At 68.1% G+C, this 14,521-nt stretch carries 19 protein-coding genes and 1 pseudogene; all 20 read left to right on the forward strand.

The window, feature by feature from the left end:
- The first annotated feature begins 4 nt into the window (after window positions 1–4).
- Window positions 5–268 (forward strand): helix-turn-helix transcriptional regulator, encoded by a 264-nt coding sequence (locus FJU11_RS00555; protein ID WP_141165053.1) that lies wholly within the window; start codon window positions 5–7, stop codon window positions 266–268.
- Between the two features lie 202 nt (window positions 269–470).
- A complete protein-coding gene (locus tag FJU11_RS00560) occupies window positions 471–1,340 on the forward strand; it encodes a tyrosine-type recombinase/integrase (RefSeq protein WP_235890701.1) in 870 nt (289 codons plus the stop codon).
- A 20-nt stretch (window positions 1,341–1,360) separates the two neighbouring features.
- Window positions 1,361–1,495 (forward strand): annotated as a pseudogene (locus tag FJU11_RS00565) (DNA-packaging protein); the annotation flags it as partial.
- Between the two features lie 182 nt (window positions 1,496–1,677).
- Window positions 1,678–2,601 carry a phage portal protein gene (locus tag FJU11_RS00570; protein WP_141165056.1) on the forward strand — a complete coding sequence of 308 codons (924 nt, stop codon included), beginning with the start codon at window positions 1,678–1,680 and terminating at the stop codon, window positions 2,599–2,601.
- Window positions 2,602–2,607: 6 nt separating this feature from the next.
- Window positions 2,608–2,970 (forward strand): DUF6107 family protein, encoded by a 363-nt coding sequence (locus tag FJU11_RS00575; protein ID WP_235890702.1) that lies wholly within the window; start codon window positions 2,608–2,610, stop codon window positions 2,968–2,970.
- 232 nt (window positions 2,971–3,202) lie between these two features.
- Window positions 3,203–3,889 (forward strand): HK97 family phage prohead protease, encoded by a 687-nt coding sequence (locus FJU11_RS00580; RefSeq protein ID WP_141165057.1) that lies wholly within the window; start codon window positions 3,203–3,205, stop codon window positions 3,887–3,889.
- Window positions 3,886–5,145 carry a phage major capsid protein gene (locus FJU11_RS00585; RefSeq protein WP_407946645.1) on the forward strand — a complete coding sequence of 420 codons (1,260 nt, stop codon included), beginning with the start codon at window positions 3,886–3,888 and terminating at the stop codon, window positions 5,143–5,145. Before FJU11_RS00580 ends, FJU11_RS00585 begins: the two co-directional genes overlap by 4 nt.
- 111 nt (window positions 5,146–5,256) lie before the next feature.
- Window positions 5,257–5,826 (forward strand): head-tail connector protein, encoded by a 570-nt coding sequence (locus tag FJU11_RS00590; protein ID WP_141165059.1) that lies wholly within the window; start codon window positions 5,257–5,259, stop codon window positions 5,824–5,826.
- Window positions 5,826–6,161, forward strand: coding sequence for a phage head closure protein (locus FJU11_RS00595; RefSeq protein ID WP_141165060.1), 336 nt, complete (start codon window positions 5,826–5,828; stop codon window positions 6,159–6,161). Before FJU11_RS00590 ends, FJU11_RS00595 begins: the two co-directional genes overlap by 1 nt.
- A complete protein-coding gene (locus tag FJU11_RS18220) occupies window positions 6,158–6,301 on the forward strand; it encodes a hypothetical protein (protein WP_181407984.1) in 144 nt (47 codons plus the stop codon). Before FJU11_RS00595 ends, FJU11_RS18220 begins: the two co-directional genes overlap by 4 nt.
- A complete protein-coding gene (locus FJU11_RS00600) occupies window positions 6,291–6,695 on the forward strand; it encodes a DUF3168 domain-containing protein (protein ID WP_141165061.1) in 405 nt (134 codons plus the stop codon). Before FJU11_RS18220 ends, FJU11_RS00600 begins: the two co-directional genes overlap by 11 nt.
- Before the next feature lie 92 nt (window positions 6,696–6,787).
- Window positions 6,788–7,195 (forward strand): phage major tail protein, TP901-1 family, encoded by a 408-nt coding sequence (locus FJU11_RS00605; protein WP_141165062.1) that lies wholly within the window; start codon window positions 6,788–6,790, stop codon window positions 7,193–7,195.
- Complete coding sequence (locus tag FJU11_RS00610; protein ID WP_141165063.1) at window positions 7,195–7,572, forward strand: gene transfer agent family protein; 378 nt, start codon at window positions 7,195–7,197, stop codon at window positions 7,570–7,572. The genes FJU11_RS00605 and FJU11_RS00610 overlap by 1 nt, the downstream gene beginning before the upstream one ends.
- Window positions 7,569–7,793, forward strand: a complete 225-nt coding sequence (locus FJU11_RS00615; RefSeq protein WP_141165064.1) for a rcc01693 family protein — start codon at window positions 7,569–7,571, stop codon at window positions 7,791–7,793. Before FJU11_RS00610 ends, FJU11_RS00615 begins: the two co-directional genes overlap by 4 nt.
- A 59-nt stretch (window positions 7,794–7,852) precedes the next feature.
- A complete protein-coding gene (locus FJU11_RS00620; protein ID WP_235890740.1) occupies window positions 7,853–8,374 on the forward strand; it encodes a phage tail tape measure protein in 522 nt (173 codons plus the stop codon).
- 10 nt (window positions 8,375–8,384) lie between these two features.
- On the forward strand, window positions 8,385–9,026 hold the full coding sequence (locus FJU11_RS00625; protein ID WP_141165066.1) for a DUF2460 domain-containing protein: 642 nt from the start codon (window positions 8,385–8,387) through the stop codon (window positions 9,024–9,026).
- On the forward strand, window positions 9,023–9,910 hold the full coding sequence (locus tag FJU11_RS00630) for a DUF2163 domain-containing protein (RefSeq protein ID WP_141165067.1): 888 nt from the start codon (window positions 9,023–9,025) through the stop codon (window positions 9,908–9,910). The genes FJU11_RS00625 and FJU11_RS00630 overlap by 4 nt, the downstream gene beginning before the upstream one ends.
- The gene (locus tag FJU11_RS00635) at window positions 9,907–10,347 is read left to right on the forward strand and encodes an NlpC/P60 family protein (protein ID WP_235890704.1); all 441 of its coding nucleotides are present in this window, start codon (window positions 9,907–9,909) and stop codon (window positions 10,345–10,347) included. The genes FJU11_RS00630 and FJU11_RS00635 overlap by 4 nt, the downstream gene beginning before the upstream one ends.
- 4 nt (window positions 10,348–10,351) lie before the next feature.
- Window positions 10,352–14,230, forward strand: a complete 3,879-nt coding sequence (locus FJU11_RS00640) for a baseplate multidomain protein megatron (RefSeq protein WP_141165069.1) — start codon at window positions 10,352–10,354, stop codon at window positions 14,228–14,230.
- Complete coding sequence (locus FJU11_RS00645) at window positions 14,227–14,433, forward strand: hypothetical protein (protein WP_141165070.1); 207 nt, start codon at window positions 14,227–14,229, stop codon at window positions 14,431–14,433. Before FJU11_RS00640 ends, FJU11_RS00645 begins: the two co-directional genes overlap by 4 nt.
- The last annotated feature ends 88 nt before the right edge of the window (window positions 14,434–14,521 follow it).

A 14,521-nucleotide genomic window follows, 5' to 3' on the forward strand; every position in this document is an offset into this window, starting at 1 on the left:
TGCGATGGCCTCCGTCGATCAAACCCGTCCGCCTTCCTACGTTTCGTGCGCAACGCTGGCGCGGGAACTGGACCTGTCGGAAACGACCGTTCACGAGATGGTGCGAAGGGGAAAGCTTCCTCAGCCGATCAAGCTCTCGACGGGCTGTGTGCGGTGGTGCTGGGCCGATATCCAGCTCGCGCTTGGCTCGCTCGTCTCAGGCCGTGCGAACGAGGTCTCTGGCGATCCCTTCCTCGATGGTGCTCGTCATGCCACGTCAGCGCAATAGAGCTGCGGTAAGCCTGCCGGTCGGCGTGCATCGCGTCGTCTCGCGCGGCCGCGAATACTTCTACTATCAGCCTGGTCGCGGGACGGAGCAGGCGGCAGCACGCGTGCGGCTTCCCGATGATCCGCGATCGCCGGAATTCTGGAACGCGCTCAGGCAGGCACAGGGTGTCATCGGCGCCGTCCCGATCGATACGTTCGGTGCCATGCTCGACGGCTATCTCGAATTCATCAAGGGCGCGGGCAACCTCACGGTCGGCACGATCGACAATTACGATCGATCGCTTCGAACGGCGCGAAAGGCGTGGGGCGATCTCCCGGCGCGCGGCCTGCGGCCGGTTCACGTCCAAGCCGTCATGGATGGCTTGTCCGGCACACCGGGAGCCGCGAACAATTTCCTCAGCGCGATGCGAGCGCTTTCGACCTGGGGCCGCGTCCGCGACCATATCGACCACAGCTTGACGGAAGGCGTGAAGCCCTACGCGAAGAAGAACGGGCATAAGCCCTGGACGCCTGAGCAGATCGAGGCGGCATTCGCCAAGCTCGAAGGCGTAATCCGTCGGGGCGTCATTCTCTACATGTATACGGGCATGCGCGGCAGCGATGCCGTTCGCATCGGCTGGACGGATATCGACGAAGGCGGCTTTTCCTACCGCGCTCAAAAGACCGGGCGCGAGGTGTATTGCCCGATCGTTCCCGAGCTTGAACGCGAAATGGCCACATGGACGAAGCGTCCGGGACCGTTCCTGTTGCAAGAGGGTGGCCGATCGGACGGGCAGCGATACACGCGCAAGCTCTTCTCCCGACACTTTGCAGAAGCGCGAGACCAAATCCCCGAACTGGCAGGCGTCACGCTGCACGGTCTTCGCTGCACGGCAGTCATTCGACTGCGGCGCGCTAACCTCTCGACCGGACAGATCGGCGACATCGTCGGAATGTCGCTTCCCATGATCGAACGCTACTGCCGCTTCGCCGACCGGAAGACGAGCGGCAAGGCAGCGCTGCTGACGCTTAAGAGAACGAGCGAAGAACAAGATTGTAAAACAGCGCAAAACAGTAAAACAGAAAAGCAATAAAAACAGAACGTTGAGGGCCGAAAGATGAAATGTGCGATTTCGGTCCGGACGGGCTTTCCTCCGGCCGCTCGCCGGACCGGCTGGACGCGCTGGTCTGGGCGCTGACGGCGCTGATGCTGGACGGGCAGGGGGCGCCGAAGGTTCGGGGGCTTTGAGGATTTGGGTGGCGTGGGGCGGGTAGCTCGGCTTGCCCGGGCGCGTTGCGTCGGCTCTCCCCGCGATGAGGGTGGAGGCCGAGGTCTCGGCCACGCCCGATCTCCCCCTGCGGGCACCATGTGAGGAACGAGGGACGATTGTCGCTGTTATTCGAACAAAACGTGAACAATAGGGGTGCATCATGCGCAATCCGTTTCGCAGGAAGCGTGCCGCGGGGCGCGAGGTCGGGCCCGGCGAGGTGAAGCAGGTGGGGCTACAGGGCGGGTTCGTGGCGCTGCAGGCGGAGGCGAGTGCGCGGTGGAGCCAGCGGTCTTATGCCGGGTTGGCGCGCGAGGGGTACATGCGCAATCCCGTGGCGCATCGATGCGTGCGGCTGGTGGCGGAGGCGGTCTCGAGCGTGCCGTTCCTGCTCTACGAGGGCGGGCGGGATCTCGATCGGCATCCGATGCTCGATCTCCTGGCGCGGCCGAACGGGCGCATGACGGGGACGGGGCTCGTCGAGGCGATCTGCGGGCACCTGCTGCTCTCGGGCAACGCCTTCGTGGAGGCGGTGGCGGTAGCTGGGCGGCCGCGTGAACTGCACGTGCTGCGGCCGGACCGGATGCGCGTCGTCGAGGGGCCGGACGGATGGCCGGTGGCGTTCGACTATACGGTCGGCGACCGCCGGCGGCGCCTGGCGCTGGAGCCGGAGAACGGAGGCGGGCTGTTGCATCTGCGGCTCTTCGATCCGCTCGACGATCATCTGGGCTTCGCACCGCTGGCGGCCGCGCACGACGCGCTCGACCTTTCGAACGCTGCGGCGGCCTGGAACAAGGCGCTGCTCGGCATTCCGGGCGACAACACCTATGCGAACTACGCGGAGGCGAACCGGGCCTTCTACCGGCTGACGGTGCTGCCGCTTCTGACGCGGTTGACCGGCGCGCTCGGCGGCTTCTTGGCACCGGCTTTCGGGGCCGGACTGCGGCTGACCTACGACGCGGACGCGATCGCCGGGCTTTCGGCGGAACGCGAGGCGCTGTGGAGCCGGGTCGGCGCGGCCGATTTCCTGACGGAGGACGAGAAGCGTGAGGCGGTCGGATATCCGCCGCTTCGCGCCGCGGGGTGAGGGGGCATGTCGGTACGACTTGCGAAAGGCGTTCGCCTGCTGGCGGGCGGTCACGGCTCGATCATGGACCTCGAAATGTGGATCTACCTGGCGAAGATTGCCGGTGCGCTGGCAGGTGCGCTGATTTCGCTCGTCTACCTCCTGCCGCATACGCATCGCGAGGCGAGCTCGCGGTTTTTTATCGGCGTGGTTTCCGGGCTCGTGTTCGGGGGTGCGGTGGGGACAGCGCTGGCCGAACGGTTCGGGATCGTGGGCATGCTTTCGGCGCCGGAGCAGATGCTGATGGGGTCGGCGGCGGCGAGCTTGAGCGCGTGGTGGGTGCTTGGGGCATTGTCGCGGATAGCACAGCGGTTCGGGCGGGGGTGGTGACGGGGTTTTCGTGACGTGCTGCGCCCCCTCTCTGCCCTGCCAGGCATCTCCCCCCGTCGGGGGGAGAATGGCTGTGGGTGGGCCCGGGCGTTGCGGCTGATGTTTGCCGGGGCGGAAGCGATCGGCGGGTGCGGTTTTCTGCGCGGGTGACGCCTGTTGGAGACGATCGGCGTTTCGCGTGTGGCATTGCCCCCTCGCGCTCTTTGGGTTTTCGAAAAAAAGGATGGGCTGGATGACGACGGATGGGGTGGGTTCCGGGCGGCAGGTGAAGTTTGCCGACTGGCGGCTGGAGACGGTGGAGGGGGACGGGCGGTTCGCGGGGTATGCGAGCGTGTTCGGGGCGGTGGATCTGGGGCGCGACGCGATCGAGCGGGGGGCTTTTGCGCGCTCGATCGAACGGCGCGGGCCGGGCGGCGTGCGCATGCTCTACCAGCACGATCCGGCCGAGCCGATCGGAGCGTGGACGGCGATCCGGGAGGACGGGCGCGGGCTCTACGTCGAGGGGCAGCTTGCAAGCGGCGTGGAGCGGGCGCGCGAGGTGCATGCGCTGATGAAGGCGGGTGCGCTCGACGGGCTTTCGATCGGCTTCGAGACGGTGCGGGCGCGCACCGATGCGAAGACCGGGGTGCGACGCATTCTCGAGGCCGATCTCTGGGAAATTTCGGTCGTCACCTTTCCGATGCTGCCGGAGGCGCGGGTCTCGCGCGTCAAGCACGCATCGCTTCCGCATACCAAGCGGGATCTGGAACGCAGGCTCATGCACGACGCTGGGCTGACGCGAAGCGAGGCCCGAACGCTGATGGCGAAGGGCTTCGACGGGCTTTCGGGCATGCAGGACGCTGCCGTGGCCGACACCGAGGGGCTGGTTGCACGCATCCGTGCGGCCGCCCGAATGATGAATGGCACGACGAGGACATGATGGACATGCACAACGGTACGAACCGGCGAGCGCCGGAGATCAAGCAGGACAGCGCGTCGATCAAGGGCGCGTTCGCCGACTTCATGGGCGCGTTCGAGGCGTTCCGGGAGACGAACGACCGGCGGCTCGGCGAACTGGAACGGCGCGCTTCCGGCGACGTCGTCACCGACGAGAAGCTGGCGCGCATCGACACGGCGATGGACGAGCACAAGCGCGTGCTCGACGAACTGGTGCTGAAGCGCGCGCGGCCCTCGCTCGGCCGCGGCGGCGCGGAGAGCATGGAGACGCTGGAGCACAAGGGGGCGTTCGAGAGCTATCTGCGCCATGGCGACGAGGGGCGGCTGCGCCAGCTCGAAGCGAAGGCGTTTTCCTACGGCTCGGACCCGGACGGCGGCTATCTCGTACCCGACGAGCTCGACGCGGAGATCGGCAAGCGGCTCGCCGACATCTCACCGATCCGTTCGTTGGCGACGGTGCGGCAGGTTTCGGGCGCGGTGCTGAAGAAGCCCTTCGCGGTTTCCGGCATGGCGGTCGGCTGGGTCGGCGAGACGGAAGCGCGCCCGCAGACGGATGCGCCGAAGCTTGCCGAGATGCAGTTCCCAACGATGGAGCTCTACGCCATGCCGGCGGCGACGGCCTCCCTGCTCGACGATGCGGCGGTGGATCTCGACGGCTGGATGACCGCGGAAGTCGAGGCGGCGTTCGCAGAGCAGGAGGGTGCGGCCTTCGTTAACGGCGACGGGGTGAAGAAGCCGAAGGGGTTCCTGAACTATCCGACCGTCGACAACGCCGACTGGGCCTGGGGCAAGCTCGGGACGATCGCGACGGGGGCGGCAGGCGCCTTTGCCGGGGCCGATCCGTCCGACACGCTGATCGAGGCGATCTATGCGCTGAAGGCGGGGCATCGGCGCAATGCGAGCTTCGTGATGAACCGCAAGACGCAGGGCGTGATCCGCGCGTTCAAGGATGCGGACGGGCACTATCTCTGGCAGCCGCCGGCGAGCGCGGACGGCCAGGCCTCGCTGATGGGCTTTCCCGTCGTCGAGGCGGAAGACATGCCGGACATCGCGGAGGATGCGGACGCGATCGCCTTCGGCGACTTCAAGCGCGGCTATCTCGTCGTCGACCGGGCGGGCGTGCGCGTGCTGCGCGACCCGTATTCGGCCAAGCCCTACGTGCTCTTCTACACGACGAAGCGCGTCGGCGGCGGGGTGCAGAACTTCGAGGCGATCAAGCTGATCCGCTTCTCCGCGTAACGCCGATCCCGTTCGCCCGCCGGTGACGCGGCGCGGACGGCGAAGCGCGGCCCCGGTCTTCTCCTCCTGCCGGGGCCGCTGCCCTTTCTTCGACCTATCCCGGAGACAATGATGAGCCTTTTCATGACCGAGCCTGCGCTCGGCCAGGTGGTGCCGCTTGCCGACATGAAGGCGTGGCTTCGCCTCGACGGCAGCGACGAGGACGACCTCGTCGGCGAGCTGATTGCGGTCGCGACGCGGCATCTGGAGCGCGAGACCGGACTGGCGCTGCTTTCGCAGGGCTGGCGGCTGACGCTCGACGGCTGGCCGACCGACGGCACGATCGTGTTTGCCCGAACGCCGGTGCGCACGATCGATGCGGTGAAGGCCTATGATGCCGACGGGACGGGGCGCGACGTCCAGACCGGCGGCTTCGTGCTCGACCGCGACCGGCGGCCGGTGCGCCTTTATATCGACGGTTCGGCGTTCGCCGTGCCAGCCGACAACGGCGTGGAAGTCGATTTCACGGCGGGGTTCGGCGATGCGGCGAGCGACGTACCGGACGACCTCAAGCATGCGATCCGGCTGCATGTGGCACATCTCTACGAATTTCGCGGCGCGGTGCCGATGGCACAGCAGCCGGCGAGTGTTCCGGCGGGCTACGACCGGCTGATCGACGGCTATCGACGGAGGGCGCTTTGATGCCGACGCTCTTTCTCGATGCGGGCATGCTGAACACGCGGTTGGCGCTTCACGCGCCCGTCGATACCGAAGACGGGTCCGGTGGTGCCGTGCGCCGCTGGCGTGCCGATGCGATGGTCTGGGGGCATGTCGAGCCGGTTTCCGCCAGAGGGCACGAGCGTGGCGGGCAGGAGGGCCAGGTGATCACGCACCGGGTGACGATCCGGGCGCGCACCGGCATGGGACCGGGCCTGCGCTTCGTACGGTTCGCGCGGGCCTTCGAGATCGTCGCCGTGCACGACCCGGACGAGAGCGGACGGTATCTCGTGTGCCGCTGCCGGGAGGTGGCGCCATGAAGCTTTCGGCGACGGTGCGGCGTCCGGACTTCGCCCGGGCGATCGCCGACGCGGCGCGTGCTGCCGACCGCCGGCGCCAGGAGGCCGAGCGGGCAGGGACGTCAACGGACAGGCAGCGCGAGGGCGACGATGACGAGTGAGGAAGCCCTGCAGCGCGCCGTGGTCGCGGCCTTGAACGGCGATCCGGCGGTGACGGCGCTGACCGGATCGAACGCGATCTACGACCGGGTTATCCACCGCGCGGCGTTTCCCTATCTCGTGCTTGCCGAGATGGCGAGCGAGGACTGGTCGACGGCGACGGACACAGGCTTCGAGCATCGAATGAAGATCGAGGCGTGGTCGCGGACGAACGGCAAGCGCGAGGCCGAGGCCATTGCCGGCGCGGTGCGTGATGCGCTCCACGACCAGCCGCTCGCGCTCGAAGTTGGGCATCTGGTCGCTCTGCGCTGCGAGCGGGTTCGCGTCGAGCGCATCGACAAGGAGCGGCTCGTGCGGGCGCAACTTCGCTTCCGCGCGCTCGTTGAGACGGGCTGAGCGGCGGAACTTCATAGAACGCGGGAGCCGAACGGTTCCCGAAAGATGGTTGGCGCCCGAGGGGCGCCTTTTTTATTGGAAAGGAGCCGGGGATGGCGGCGCAGAAGGGCAAGGATCTTCTCCTGAAGATCGCCGACGGGCAGGTGTTTTCGACAGTGGCCGGACTACGGTCGAACCGCCTGGCGTTCAACGCGGCGACGGTCGACGTGAGCGATGCGGAATCGGCGGGGCGCTGGCGCGAGCTTCTGTCCGGTGCCGGATTGAAGCGCGCTTCGGTTTCCGGTTCCGGCATATTCAAGGATGCGGCGAGCGACGCGCTCGTCCGCGGGATCTTCTTTTCGGGAAAGATCGAGAGCTGGCGCGTGATCGTGCCGGACTTCGGCACGGTGTCCGGTGCGTTCCAGGTGACGGCGCTCGAATACGCCGGCAAGCACGATGGCGAGATGACCTTCGAGCTGGCGCTGGAATCGGCCGGCGAACTGACCTTCGAGGCGGTCTGATGGGGCCGCTTGCGACGCCGGCGAACCGGAGGCGCGGCGAGGTGCCGGCGGTGATCGACGGAAGGCCGCGCGTGCTCTGCCTGACGCTCGGCGCCCTTGCGGAACTGGAGGCGGCCTTCGAGAGCGCGGACCTGAACGCGCTTGCGGCCCGCTTTTCTGCAGGCCGGATTTCGGCCGGCGACATGATCCGCATCATCGCCGCCGGCCTGCGTGGTGCGGGAGAAGCGGTGAGCGAGGCCGACGTCGCGGCCATGCGCATCGAAGGGGGTACGGCCGGCGCTGCCCGCATGGTGAGCGAACTGCTTTCCGCAGCCTTCGGCGGCGAGGATGCCGCGGGCATCGACGCGGAGGCGGGGGCGAATACGCCGGACCCTTGAGGGCCGCAGGCGGTGGCGAAAGGCCGAAGGGACATGCCCCGTTTCCATGGGAAGCGGCGATGGCCTTCGGTCTTGGCCGTCTGCGGCTCGATCCGGCTGCCTTCTGGCGGCTGACGCCGCTCGAACTCGCGGCATTGTGCGGAAACCGACGCGGCTTCGCGCCGGTGCGTGACGAACTGGCCGCGCTGATGCGGCTCTACCCGGACGGAGAGAACGATTGAACGAGGACGACACGATCGAGGTCGGTGTCGATGTCGACACGCGCGCCTTCGACACGGCCATGGATGCGCTGGAACGGCGCTCGCACTCGCTGGGTGCGGCGCTGACCGGCGCGCTCGAAGCCGCGACCGTGCGCGGGCGCGATTTCGAGAGCGTACTGAAATCGCTCGGACAGCGGCTGAGCGCGATCGCGCTCGATGCAGGACTGAAGCCGCTCGAAGGGATGATCGGCAAGGCGGCCGGCGGACTTGCGGGTTCGCTCGGCTCGGCGCTCGGCTTTGCCAGGGGCGGCGTGCCGGGGCGCGTCACGCCGTTTGCAGAGGGCGGGGTGGTGCGCAGCCCGACCTTCTTTCCCGCAGGCGGGGATCTCGGCCTGATGGGCGAGGCGGGCAGCGAAGCGATCCTGCCGCTTTTGCGCGGCTCCGACGGCCGGCTCGGCGTGGCGAGCCAGGCCGGTGGGGCGAGTGCGCCGCCGATCGTGGTCAACATCACGACGCCGGACGCGGGAAGCTTCCGCAAGTCCGAGGCGCAGGTGACGACGATGCTCGCCCGGGCCGTTCATCGCGGCCGGCGCGGGCTATGAGGAGGCGGTGATGGCCAGCGACTTTCACGAGGTGCGCTTTCCGCTGCGGGTGGCGCTCGGCACCAGCGGCGGACCACGACGGCGCACCGACATCGTCGACCTTTCGAACGGCCGGGAAAGCCGCAACGCGCGCTGGAGGGCTTCGCGCCGGCACTACGATGCGGGATCGGGCATCAAGGCGCTTGCCGATCTCTACGCGGTCCTGGCGTTCTTCGAGGCGCGGCGCGGCCAGCTCTACGGCTTTCGCTTCCACGACCCGATCGACAACGCATCCTGTGCGCCGGGGCGCGAGCCGGCTGCCGGCGACCAGCATCTTGGGATCGCGGACGGCACGCGCGCGCTCTTTCCGCTCGTCAAGCGCTACGGCGATGCCGGCGGTGCGTTCGAGCGGACGATCGCCAAGCCCTGCGCGGGATCGGTGAAGCTTGCCGTCAATGGCGAGCCGGTCTCCGACGACGACTTCACGCTCGATACGGTCGAGGGAACCGTGCGCTTTGCTGCGGGAGCCGAGCCGGCCGCGGGCGGAGCCGTGACGGCCGGGTTCCGCTTCGACGTTCCCGTGCGCTTCGACGTCGACCGCATCGACATCGATCTGTCCGGCTTCGAGGCCGGGCGGATTCCGGCCATCCCGCTGGTGGAGATCCTGCCTTGAGAACGATACCCGACGCACTTGCCGCCCATCTCGACGGGCAGGCGACGACGACCTGTCACGCCTGGCGCGTGACGCGCCGCGACGGCGTGGTCTTCGGCTTTACCGACCACGACGGCGATCTGACCTTCGCCGGAACGACGTTTCGGGCGGCGACCGGCTACGAGGCGAGCGAGGCGGAGAGCGAACTGGGGCTCGCCGTCGCGACGAGCGACGTGGCCGGCGCTTTTTCCGACGCAGCCATTACCGAAGCCGATCTGCGCGCGGGGCGCTTCGACGGTGCAGAGGTGGCGGTGTTCCTCGTGAACTGGGCCGCGCCGGAGAGCCATATGCTCCTGCGGACACAGGAGATCGGCGAGGTTTCCGGCGACGGCCACGCCTTCAATGCGGAGTTGAGGGGCCTGGCGAACCGGCTGGAGCAGGTGCAGGGACGCGTCTATGCGCGCCGCTGCGACGCCGAGCTCGGCGACGCGCGGTGTCGCGTGAACCTCGACGACCCGGCGTTTCGCGGCAATGGCACGGTTTCGACGTCGGGCGTCGATACTTGCCGTGTGACGGGGTTGAACGCCTTCGCCGATCGATGGTTTCGCGGCGGGCGGCTCGTCTTCACCGACGGGGCGAATGCCGGGCTTTCCGTCGCCATCGAGGACCAGGTCGGCGATGGGGAGGAAACGATCCTTTCCTTCTGGACGCCGCTTTCGGCGCCGCCGGATGCGGGAGACGCGTTCACCGTCACCGCCGGGTGCGACAAGACCTTTACGACCTGCGGCGCGAAGTTCGCCAACCGGCTGAACTTCTGCGGGTTTCCGCATCTGCCGGGCAGCGACTTCGCCTACGGCTATGCGGACGCGCACACCGTGCACGACGGGAGGCCGCTGGTCGGATGAACCGAAACGAACGGATGAGCGGCGACCTCGTGGTGCTTCTGGCGCGGGGATGGCTCGGCACGCCCTATCGTCACCAGGCTTCGCGCAAGAACGTCGGCTGCGACTGCCTCGGCCTCGTGCGTGGCGTGTGGCGCGAACTCTTCGGCTGGGAGCCGGAAAAGCCCGGCACCTACGCCTCCGACTGGGCCGAGCGGGCGGCGAGCGACCGGTTGATGGCGGCGGCGAGGCGCCACTGCCTGAAGCGGCGGGACGGCATGCGGCCAGGCGACGTCATCCTCTTTCGCTGGCGGCCGGGTCTGCCGGCCAAGCATTGCGGCATCGTCAGCGGCGAGGGGCGCTTCATCCATGCCTACGAGCAGGCGGGCGTGATCGAGTCCGCGCTCGTGCCGGCCTGGCGCAAGAGGGTGGCGGGCGTCTTTTCGATGCCGGGGAGGTGACGACATGGCGACTTTGGTTCTTCAGGCTGCCGGTGCGGCCCTTTTCGGCGGGCTCGGCCCCGTCGGCGCGGCGATCGGCGGAGCGGCGGGCGCGATTGCGGGCTCGGCGATCGACGGCGCGCTCTTTAGCGGGGGCGGGCGCACGGTCGAGGGAAGCCGGCTCGCCGGAGCGCGCATCGCCGGTGCGGATGCCGGAACGGGCGTCGCCCGCGTCTACGGCACGATGCGCGTCGGCGGCATGCTCTTCTGGGCGACCCGTTTCGAGGAAGAGGCGACGAGCGAGCGCGCCGGTGGCAAGGCCGCTTCCGGGCCGAAGGTGAAGAGCTATCGCTACTACGCCAATTTCGCGCTTGGGCTGTGCGAAGGCGAGATCGGCTGCGTGCGCCGGGTCTGGGCCGACGGCAAGGAGCTGGATACGACCGAGCTCGAGATGCGGGTCTATCGCGGCACGGCCGACCAGATGCCGGATCCGCTGATCGAAGCGAAGCAGGGTGCCGGCAAGACGCCGGCCTATCGCAACCTCACCTATGTCGTGTTCGAGCGCCTCCCGCTCGACGATTACGGCAACCGCATTCCCGTGCTTCAGTTCGAGGTCTTGCGGCCTGTCGGACGGCTGGAAGCTGATCTTCGTGCCGTGACGCTCATTCCCGGTGCGAGCGAGCACGGCTACGATCCGGCGGTGGTGACGGAGCGCGCCGGTCCCGGCGAGAAGCGGCTCATGAACCGCAACGTGCTCTTCGCTTCGAGCGACTGGCAGGCCTCGCTCGACGAATTGCAGGCGCTTTGCCCGAAGCTCGAAGCGGTGGCGCTGGTGGTGAGCTGGTTCGGCGACGACCTGCGCGCGGAGGCGTGCCGGATCCGGCCGGGCGTCGAGGTTGCCGAACGCATGGAGGAAAGTCGGCCCTGGTCGGTCGGCGGCATCGGGCGGGCCGAAGCGCGTGCCGTTTCGACGACCGGGGGCGGGCCGAGTTACGGCGGAACGCCGGACGACCGCAGCGTGATCGACGCCATTCGCGACCTGAAGAAGCGCGGCCTCGACGTCTTCCTCTACCCTTTCGTGATGATGGACGTGCCGTCGGGCAACGGGCTTCCGGACCCCTACGGCGGTGCGGAGCAGGCTGCGTTTCCCTGGCGCGGGCGCATCACGTGCATGCCGGCACCGGGGCGGGATGGTTCGCCGGACCGAAGTGCGGCGATCGGGACGGCGGTCGACGCGTTCTGCGGTTCGGCGAAGCCCGGCGACTTTCACCGGACGAGCGACGGCGTACGCGATCCGGGTGGCGGGTTCGGCTACCGGCGGATGATCCTGCATTACGCGCATCTCGCGGCGGTCGCCGGCGGGGTTTCGGGTTTCATCGTCGGTTCCGAACTGCGCGGCCTGTCGACGCTGCGCGACGAGAAGGGCGGGTTTCCGTTCGTCGGTAAGCTCGTGCGTCTGGCGCAGGACGTGCGCAGCGTTCTCGGACCGGAAACGGCACTCACCTATGCCGCCGACTGGAGCGAATATTTCGGGCATCACCCCGCCGACGGATCCGGCGACGTGTTCTTCCACCTCGACGCGCTATGGGCATCGCCGGCGATCGATGCGGTGGGCATCGACAACTACATGCCGCTTTCCGACTGGCAAGATGCGGATCTCGCCGAGGGCAATCCGGACGGTTTCACGACGCAGGCCGATGCGGGCGGTTACGCGCGGATGATCGCCGGCGGAGAGGGGTTCGATTGGTACTATCGCGACGCGAATGCGCGCCGGACCCGCCTGCGAACGCCCATCACCGACGGGCTTGCCGGCAAGGACTGGGTGTTCCGGCCGAAGGACCTCGAAGGCTGGTGGTCGAGCCAGCATTACGACCGGGTGAACGGTGCCGAGCGCGATACGGCGACGGCTTGGGTGCCGAAATCGAAGCCGATCTGGTTTACCGAACTCGGCTGCCCGGCGGTCGACAAGGGCGCGAACCAGCCGAACGTGTTTCCCGATGCGAAATCGTCGGAGAGCGCACTTCCGTATTTTTCGACCGGGGCACGCAACGACGTCGTCCAGCGACGCTTTCTGGAAGCCCATCTCGACCGGTGGACGAGCGAGGACGTACCGCCGGACATGGTGGATCCGGCGCGCATTTTCGCATGGAGCTTCGACGCGCGGCCGTTTCCGGCCTTTCCCTACGATACCGGCCTTTGGCGCGACGGCGACAACTGGCGCACCGGCCACTGGCTGAACGGACGCCTCGGCGGTGCGCCGGCGCCGGTCACCATCGCAGCGATCCTCGCCGACCACGGTTTCGACGTGGCGGACGTCGATGGAACGCTCGGCGATCTCGACGGCTTCGTGCAGGGCGATCCGGCTTCGGCGCGCGCGCTTCTCGAACCGCTTCTCGCCGCATATGCCATCGACACGTTCGAGACGCCGGCAGGCCTGCGGTTTCAAAGCAGGGGGCGGCGCGCCTATGCGGGACAGGTGGTCGACGTCTTCGCCGAGCGGGACGATCATCCCCGCCTCAGCGAAAACCGCGGCGAGGAAACGGCGCTGCCGAGCGAGGCGATCATCCATCATTTCGACCTCGCGAACGATCACGAGAAGGCCGCCGCACGCTCGCGACGGCTCGTTACCGGCAACGAGCGCCAATACGCCGTTTCGTTGCCTGCGGCGATGGACGAGCGGGCGGCGGTCGGTGCCGCCGATCTTTACCTGCGGGAACGCTGGTCGGCACGGCGAAGCCTTTCCTTCGCACTTTCGCCGGCAAGCCTTGCGCTCGAACCGGGCGACGCCGTGCGTCTTCCCGGACAGACCTTCGGCGACTTCGTCGTCACGCGGATCACCGATGGTGCGACGCGCGAGATCCATGCGGAAAGCTTCGTCCCGGCAGTCGCGCGAGCGGAAGCCGCCGATGGGCATACGCCGACGACGAACCGAGCGTCGGCGCGCTTCGACCCGAATGTCGTCTTCCTCGACCTGCCGGTTCTGACGGGTACGGACGAGACGGCGTGGGCGCGCGCTGCGGCCTACGGACGCCCCTTTCAGCCGGTCACGCTTTCCGCGGCACCCGGTGAGGAAGGCTACGTGCCACGCGCGACGCTGACGGCGCCGGCGCGCATCGGCACGCTTTCGAGCGCGCTCGAAGGATCGGCTACGGGGCGTTTCGTACGGGAAGCGATCGAGATCGATCTGCCGTTCGGCAGCCTCGCTTCGGCCGCGGACGTCGCCGTGCTCAACGGGGCGAACGTTCTCGCCGTTCGATCCCGCGCCGGCGAATGGGAAGTCCTGCAGTTCGGCGAGGCCGACGAGATCGCTCCGAAGCGATGGCGTCTGCGCCGGCTGCTTCGTGCGCAGGGCGGCACGGACGACGCGATGCGCGCCGGCGCCGATGCGGGTACGCCGGTCGTCGTGCTCGACGCCGCTGTCTCGCCGCTCGGTCTGAAAGCGGAGGAAGCGGGACTGCTTCTCAACTGGAGCGTCGATCTCGCCGGTAGCGCGGTGTCCGAAACGGTGCCCTTCGCCGGCGGCGCGCGTGCGTTGACGCCGCTCAGTCCGGTGCATCTTTCTGCGACGCGTCTCGAAAACGGGGACGTCGCGCTCGGCTGGATACGGCGCGGGCGCATCAACGCCGATAGCTGGCTCGGACCGGAGATCCCGCTTGCCGAAGATGCGGAGCGCTATCGCGTCGAGATCGCCGGCGAGGACGATGTCGTGCGGTGCAGCCAAGAGGTGGCGGGTCCGGCCTTCGTCTACGCGGCGGACGCCCTCGCCGAGGACTTCGCGGAGCCGCCTGAAGTCATGGTCGTGACCGTACGCCAGATCGGCGGACGGTTCGGCGAGGGAGTCCCGGCCCGGGCTCGCCTGGCCGTTCGAACGAACGGGTCGTTTCCAACGAAGGAAGACATATGAGCGCAACGAAACCCTGGTACCTGTCGCGCACGCTCTGGGGCGCGGCGATCGCGGTGGCCGCTTGTCTCGCCGGCCTTGCGGGGATCGACGTGAGTGCGGCGGATCAGTCGACGATCGTCAACCAGATCCTGCAGATCGCGGGCGCGGGCGGCGGCCTCGTCGCGGTCGTCGGTCGCGTGGCCGCGAAGACGGAACTCTTCTGAGTTCCAGGCACATAAACCGTGCGGCCGGCTGGCTGTCGGCCGCACGGGACCTGCCGACGTTCATTTGATGTTCAGCACCGTTTCGATA

The sequence above is a fragment of the Pararhizobium mangrovi genome, from assembly GCF_006516965.1.
Taxonomy (GTDB): domain Bacteria; phylum Pseudomonadota; class Alphaproteobacteria; order Rhizobiales; family Rhizobiaceae; genus Pararhizobium_B; species Pararhizobium_B mangrovi.

Bases quoted from the DNA above. Each gene is read 5' to 3' on its own strand.
- FJU11_RS00610 (WP_141165063.1), top strand. From the start codon at position 7,195: ATGGGGCCGCTTGCGACGCCGGCGAACCGGAGGCGCGGCGAGGTGCCG.
- FJU11_RS00640 (WP_141165069.1), top strand. From the start codon at position 10,352: ATGGCGACTTTGGTTCTTCAGGCTGCCGGTGCGGCCCTTTTCGGCGGG.
- FJU11_RS00635 (WP_235890704.1), top strand. From the start codon at position 9,907: ATGAACCGAAACGAACGGATGAGCGGCGACCTCGTGGTGCTTCTGGCG.
- FJU11_RS18220 (WP_181407984.1), top strand. From the start codon at position 6,158: ATGAAGCTTTCGGCGACGGTGCGGCGTCCGGACTTCGCCCGGGCGATC.
- FJU11_RS00595 (WP_141165060.1), top strand. From the start codon at position 5,826: ATGCCGACGCTCTTTCTCGATGCGGGCATGCTGAACACGCGGTTGGCG.
- FJU11_RS00560 (WP_235890701.1), top strand. From the start codon at position 471: ATGCTCGACGGCTATCTCGAATTCATCAAGGGCGCGGGCAACCTCACG.
- FJU11_RS00580 (WP_141165057.1), top strand. From the start codon at position 3,203: ATGACGACGGATGGGGTGGGTTCCGGGCGGCAGGTGAAGTTTGCCGAC.
- FJU11_RS00620 (WP_235890740.1), top strand. From the start codon at position 7,853: ATGGATGCGCTGGAACGGCGCTCGCACTCGCTGGGTGCGGCGCTGACC.
- FJU11_RS00600 (WP_141165061.1), top strand. From the start codon at position 6,291: ATGACGAGTGAGGAAGCCCTGCAGCGCGCCGTGGTCGCGGCCTTGAAC.
- FJU11_RS00590 (WP_141165059.1), top strand. From the start codon at position 5,257: ATGAGCCTTTTCATGACCGAGCCTGCGCTCGGCCAGGTGGTGCCGCTT.
- FJU11_RS00625 (WP_141165066.1), top strand. From the start codon at position 8,385: ATGGCCAGCGACTTTCACGAGGTGCGCTTTCCGCTGCGGGTGGCGCTC.
- FJU11_RS00605 (WP_141165062.1), top strand. From the start codon at position 6,788: ATGGCGGCGCAGAAGGGCAAGGATCTTCTCCTGAAGATCGCCGACGGG.
- FJU11_RS00570 (WP_141165056.1), top strand. From the start codon at position 1,678: ATGCGCAATCCGTTTCGCAGGAAGCGTGCCGCGGGGCGCGAGGTCGGG.
- FJU11_RS00575 (WP_235890702.1), top strand. From the start codon at position 2,608: ATGTCGGTACGACTTGCGAAAGGCGTTCGCCTGCTGGCGGGCGGTCAC.
- FJU11_RS00585 (WP_407946645.1), top strand. From the start codon at position 3,886: ATGATGGACATGCACAACGGTACGAACCGGCGAGCGCCGGAGATCAAG.
- FJU11_RS00645 (WP_141165070.1), top strand. From the start codon at position 14,227: ATGAGCGCAACGAAACCCTGGTACCTGTCGCGCACGCTCTGGGGCGCG.
- FJU11_RS00555 (WP_141165053.1), top strand. From the start codon at position 5: ATGGCCTCCGTCGATCAAACCCGTCCGCCTTCCTACGTTTCGTGCGCA.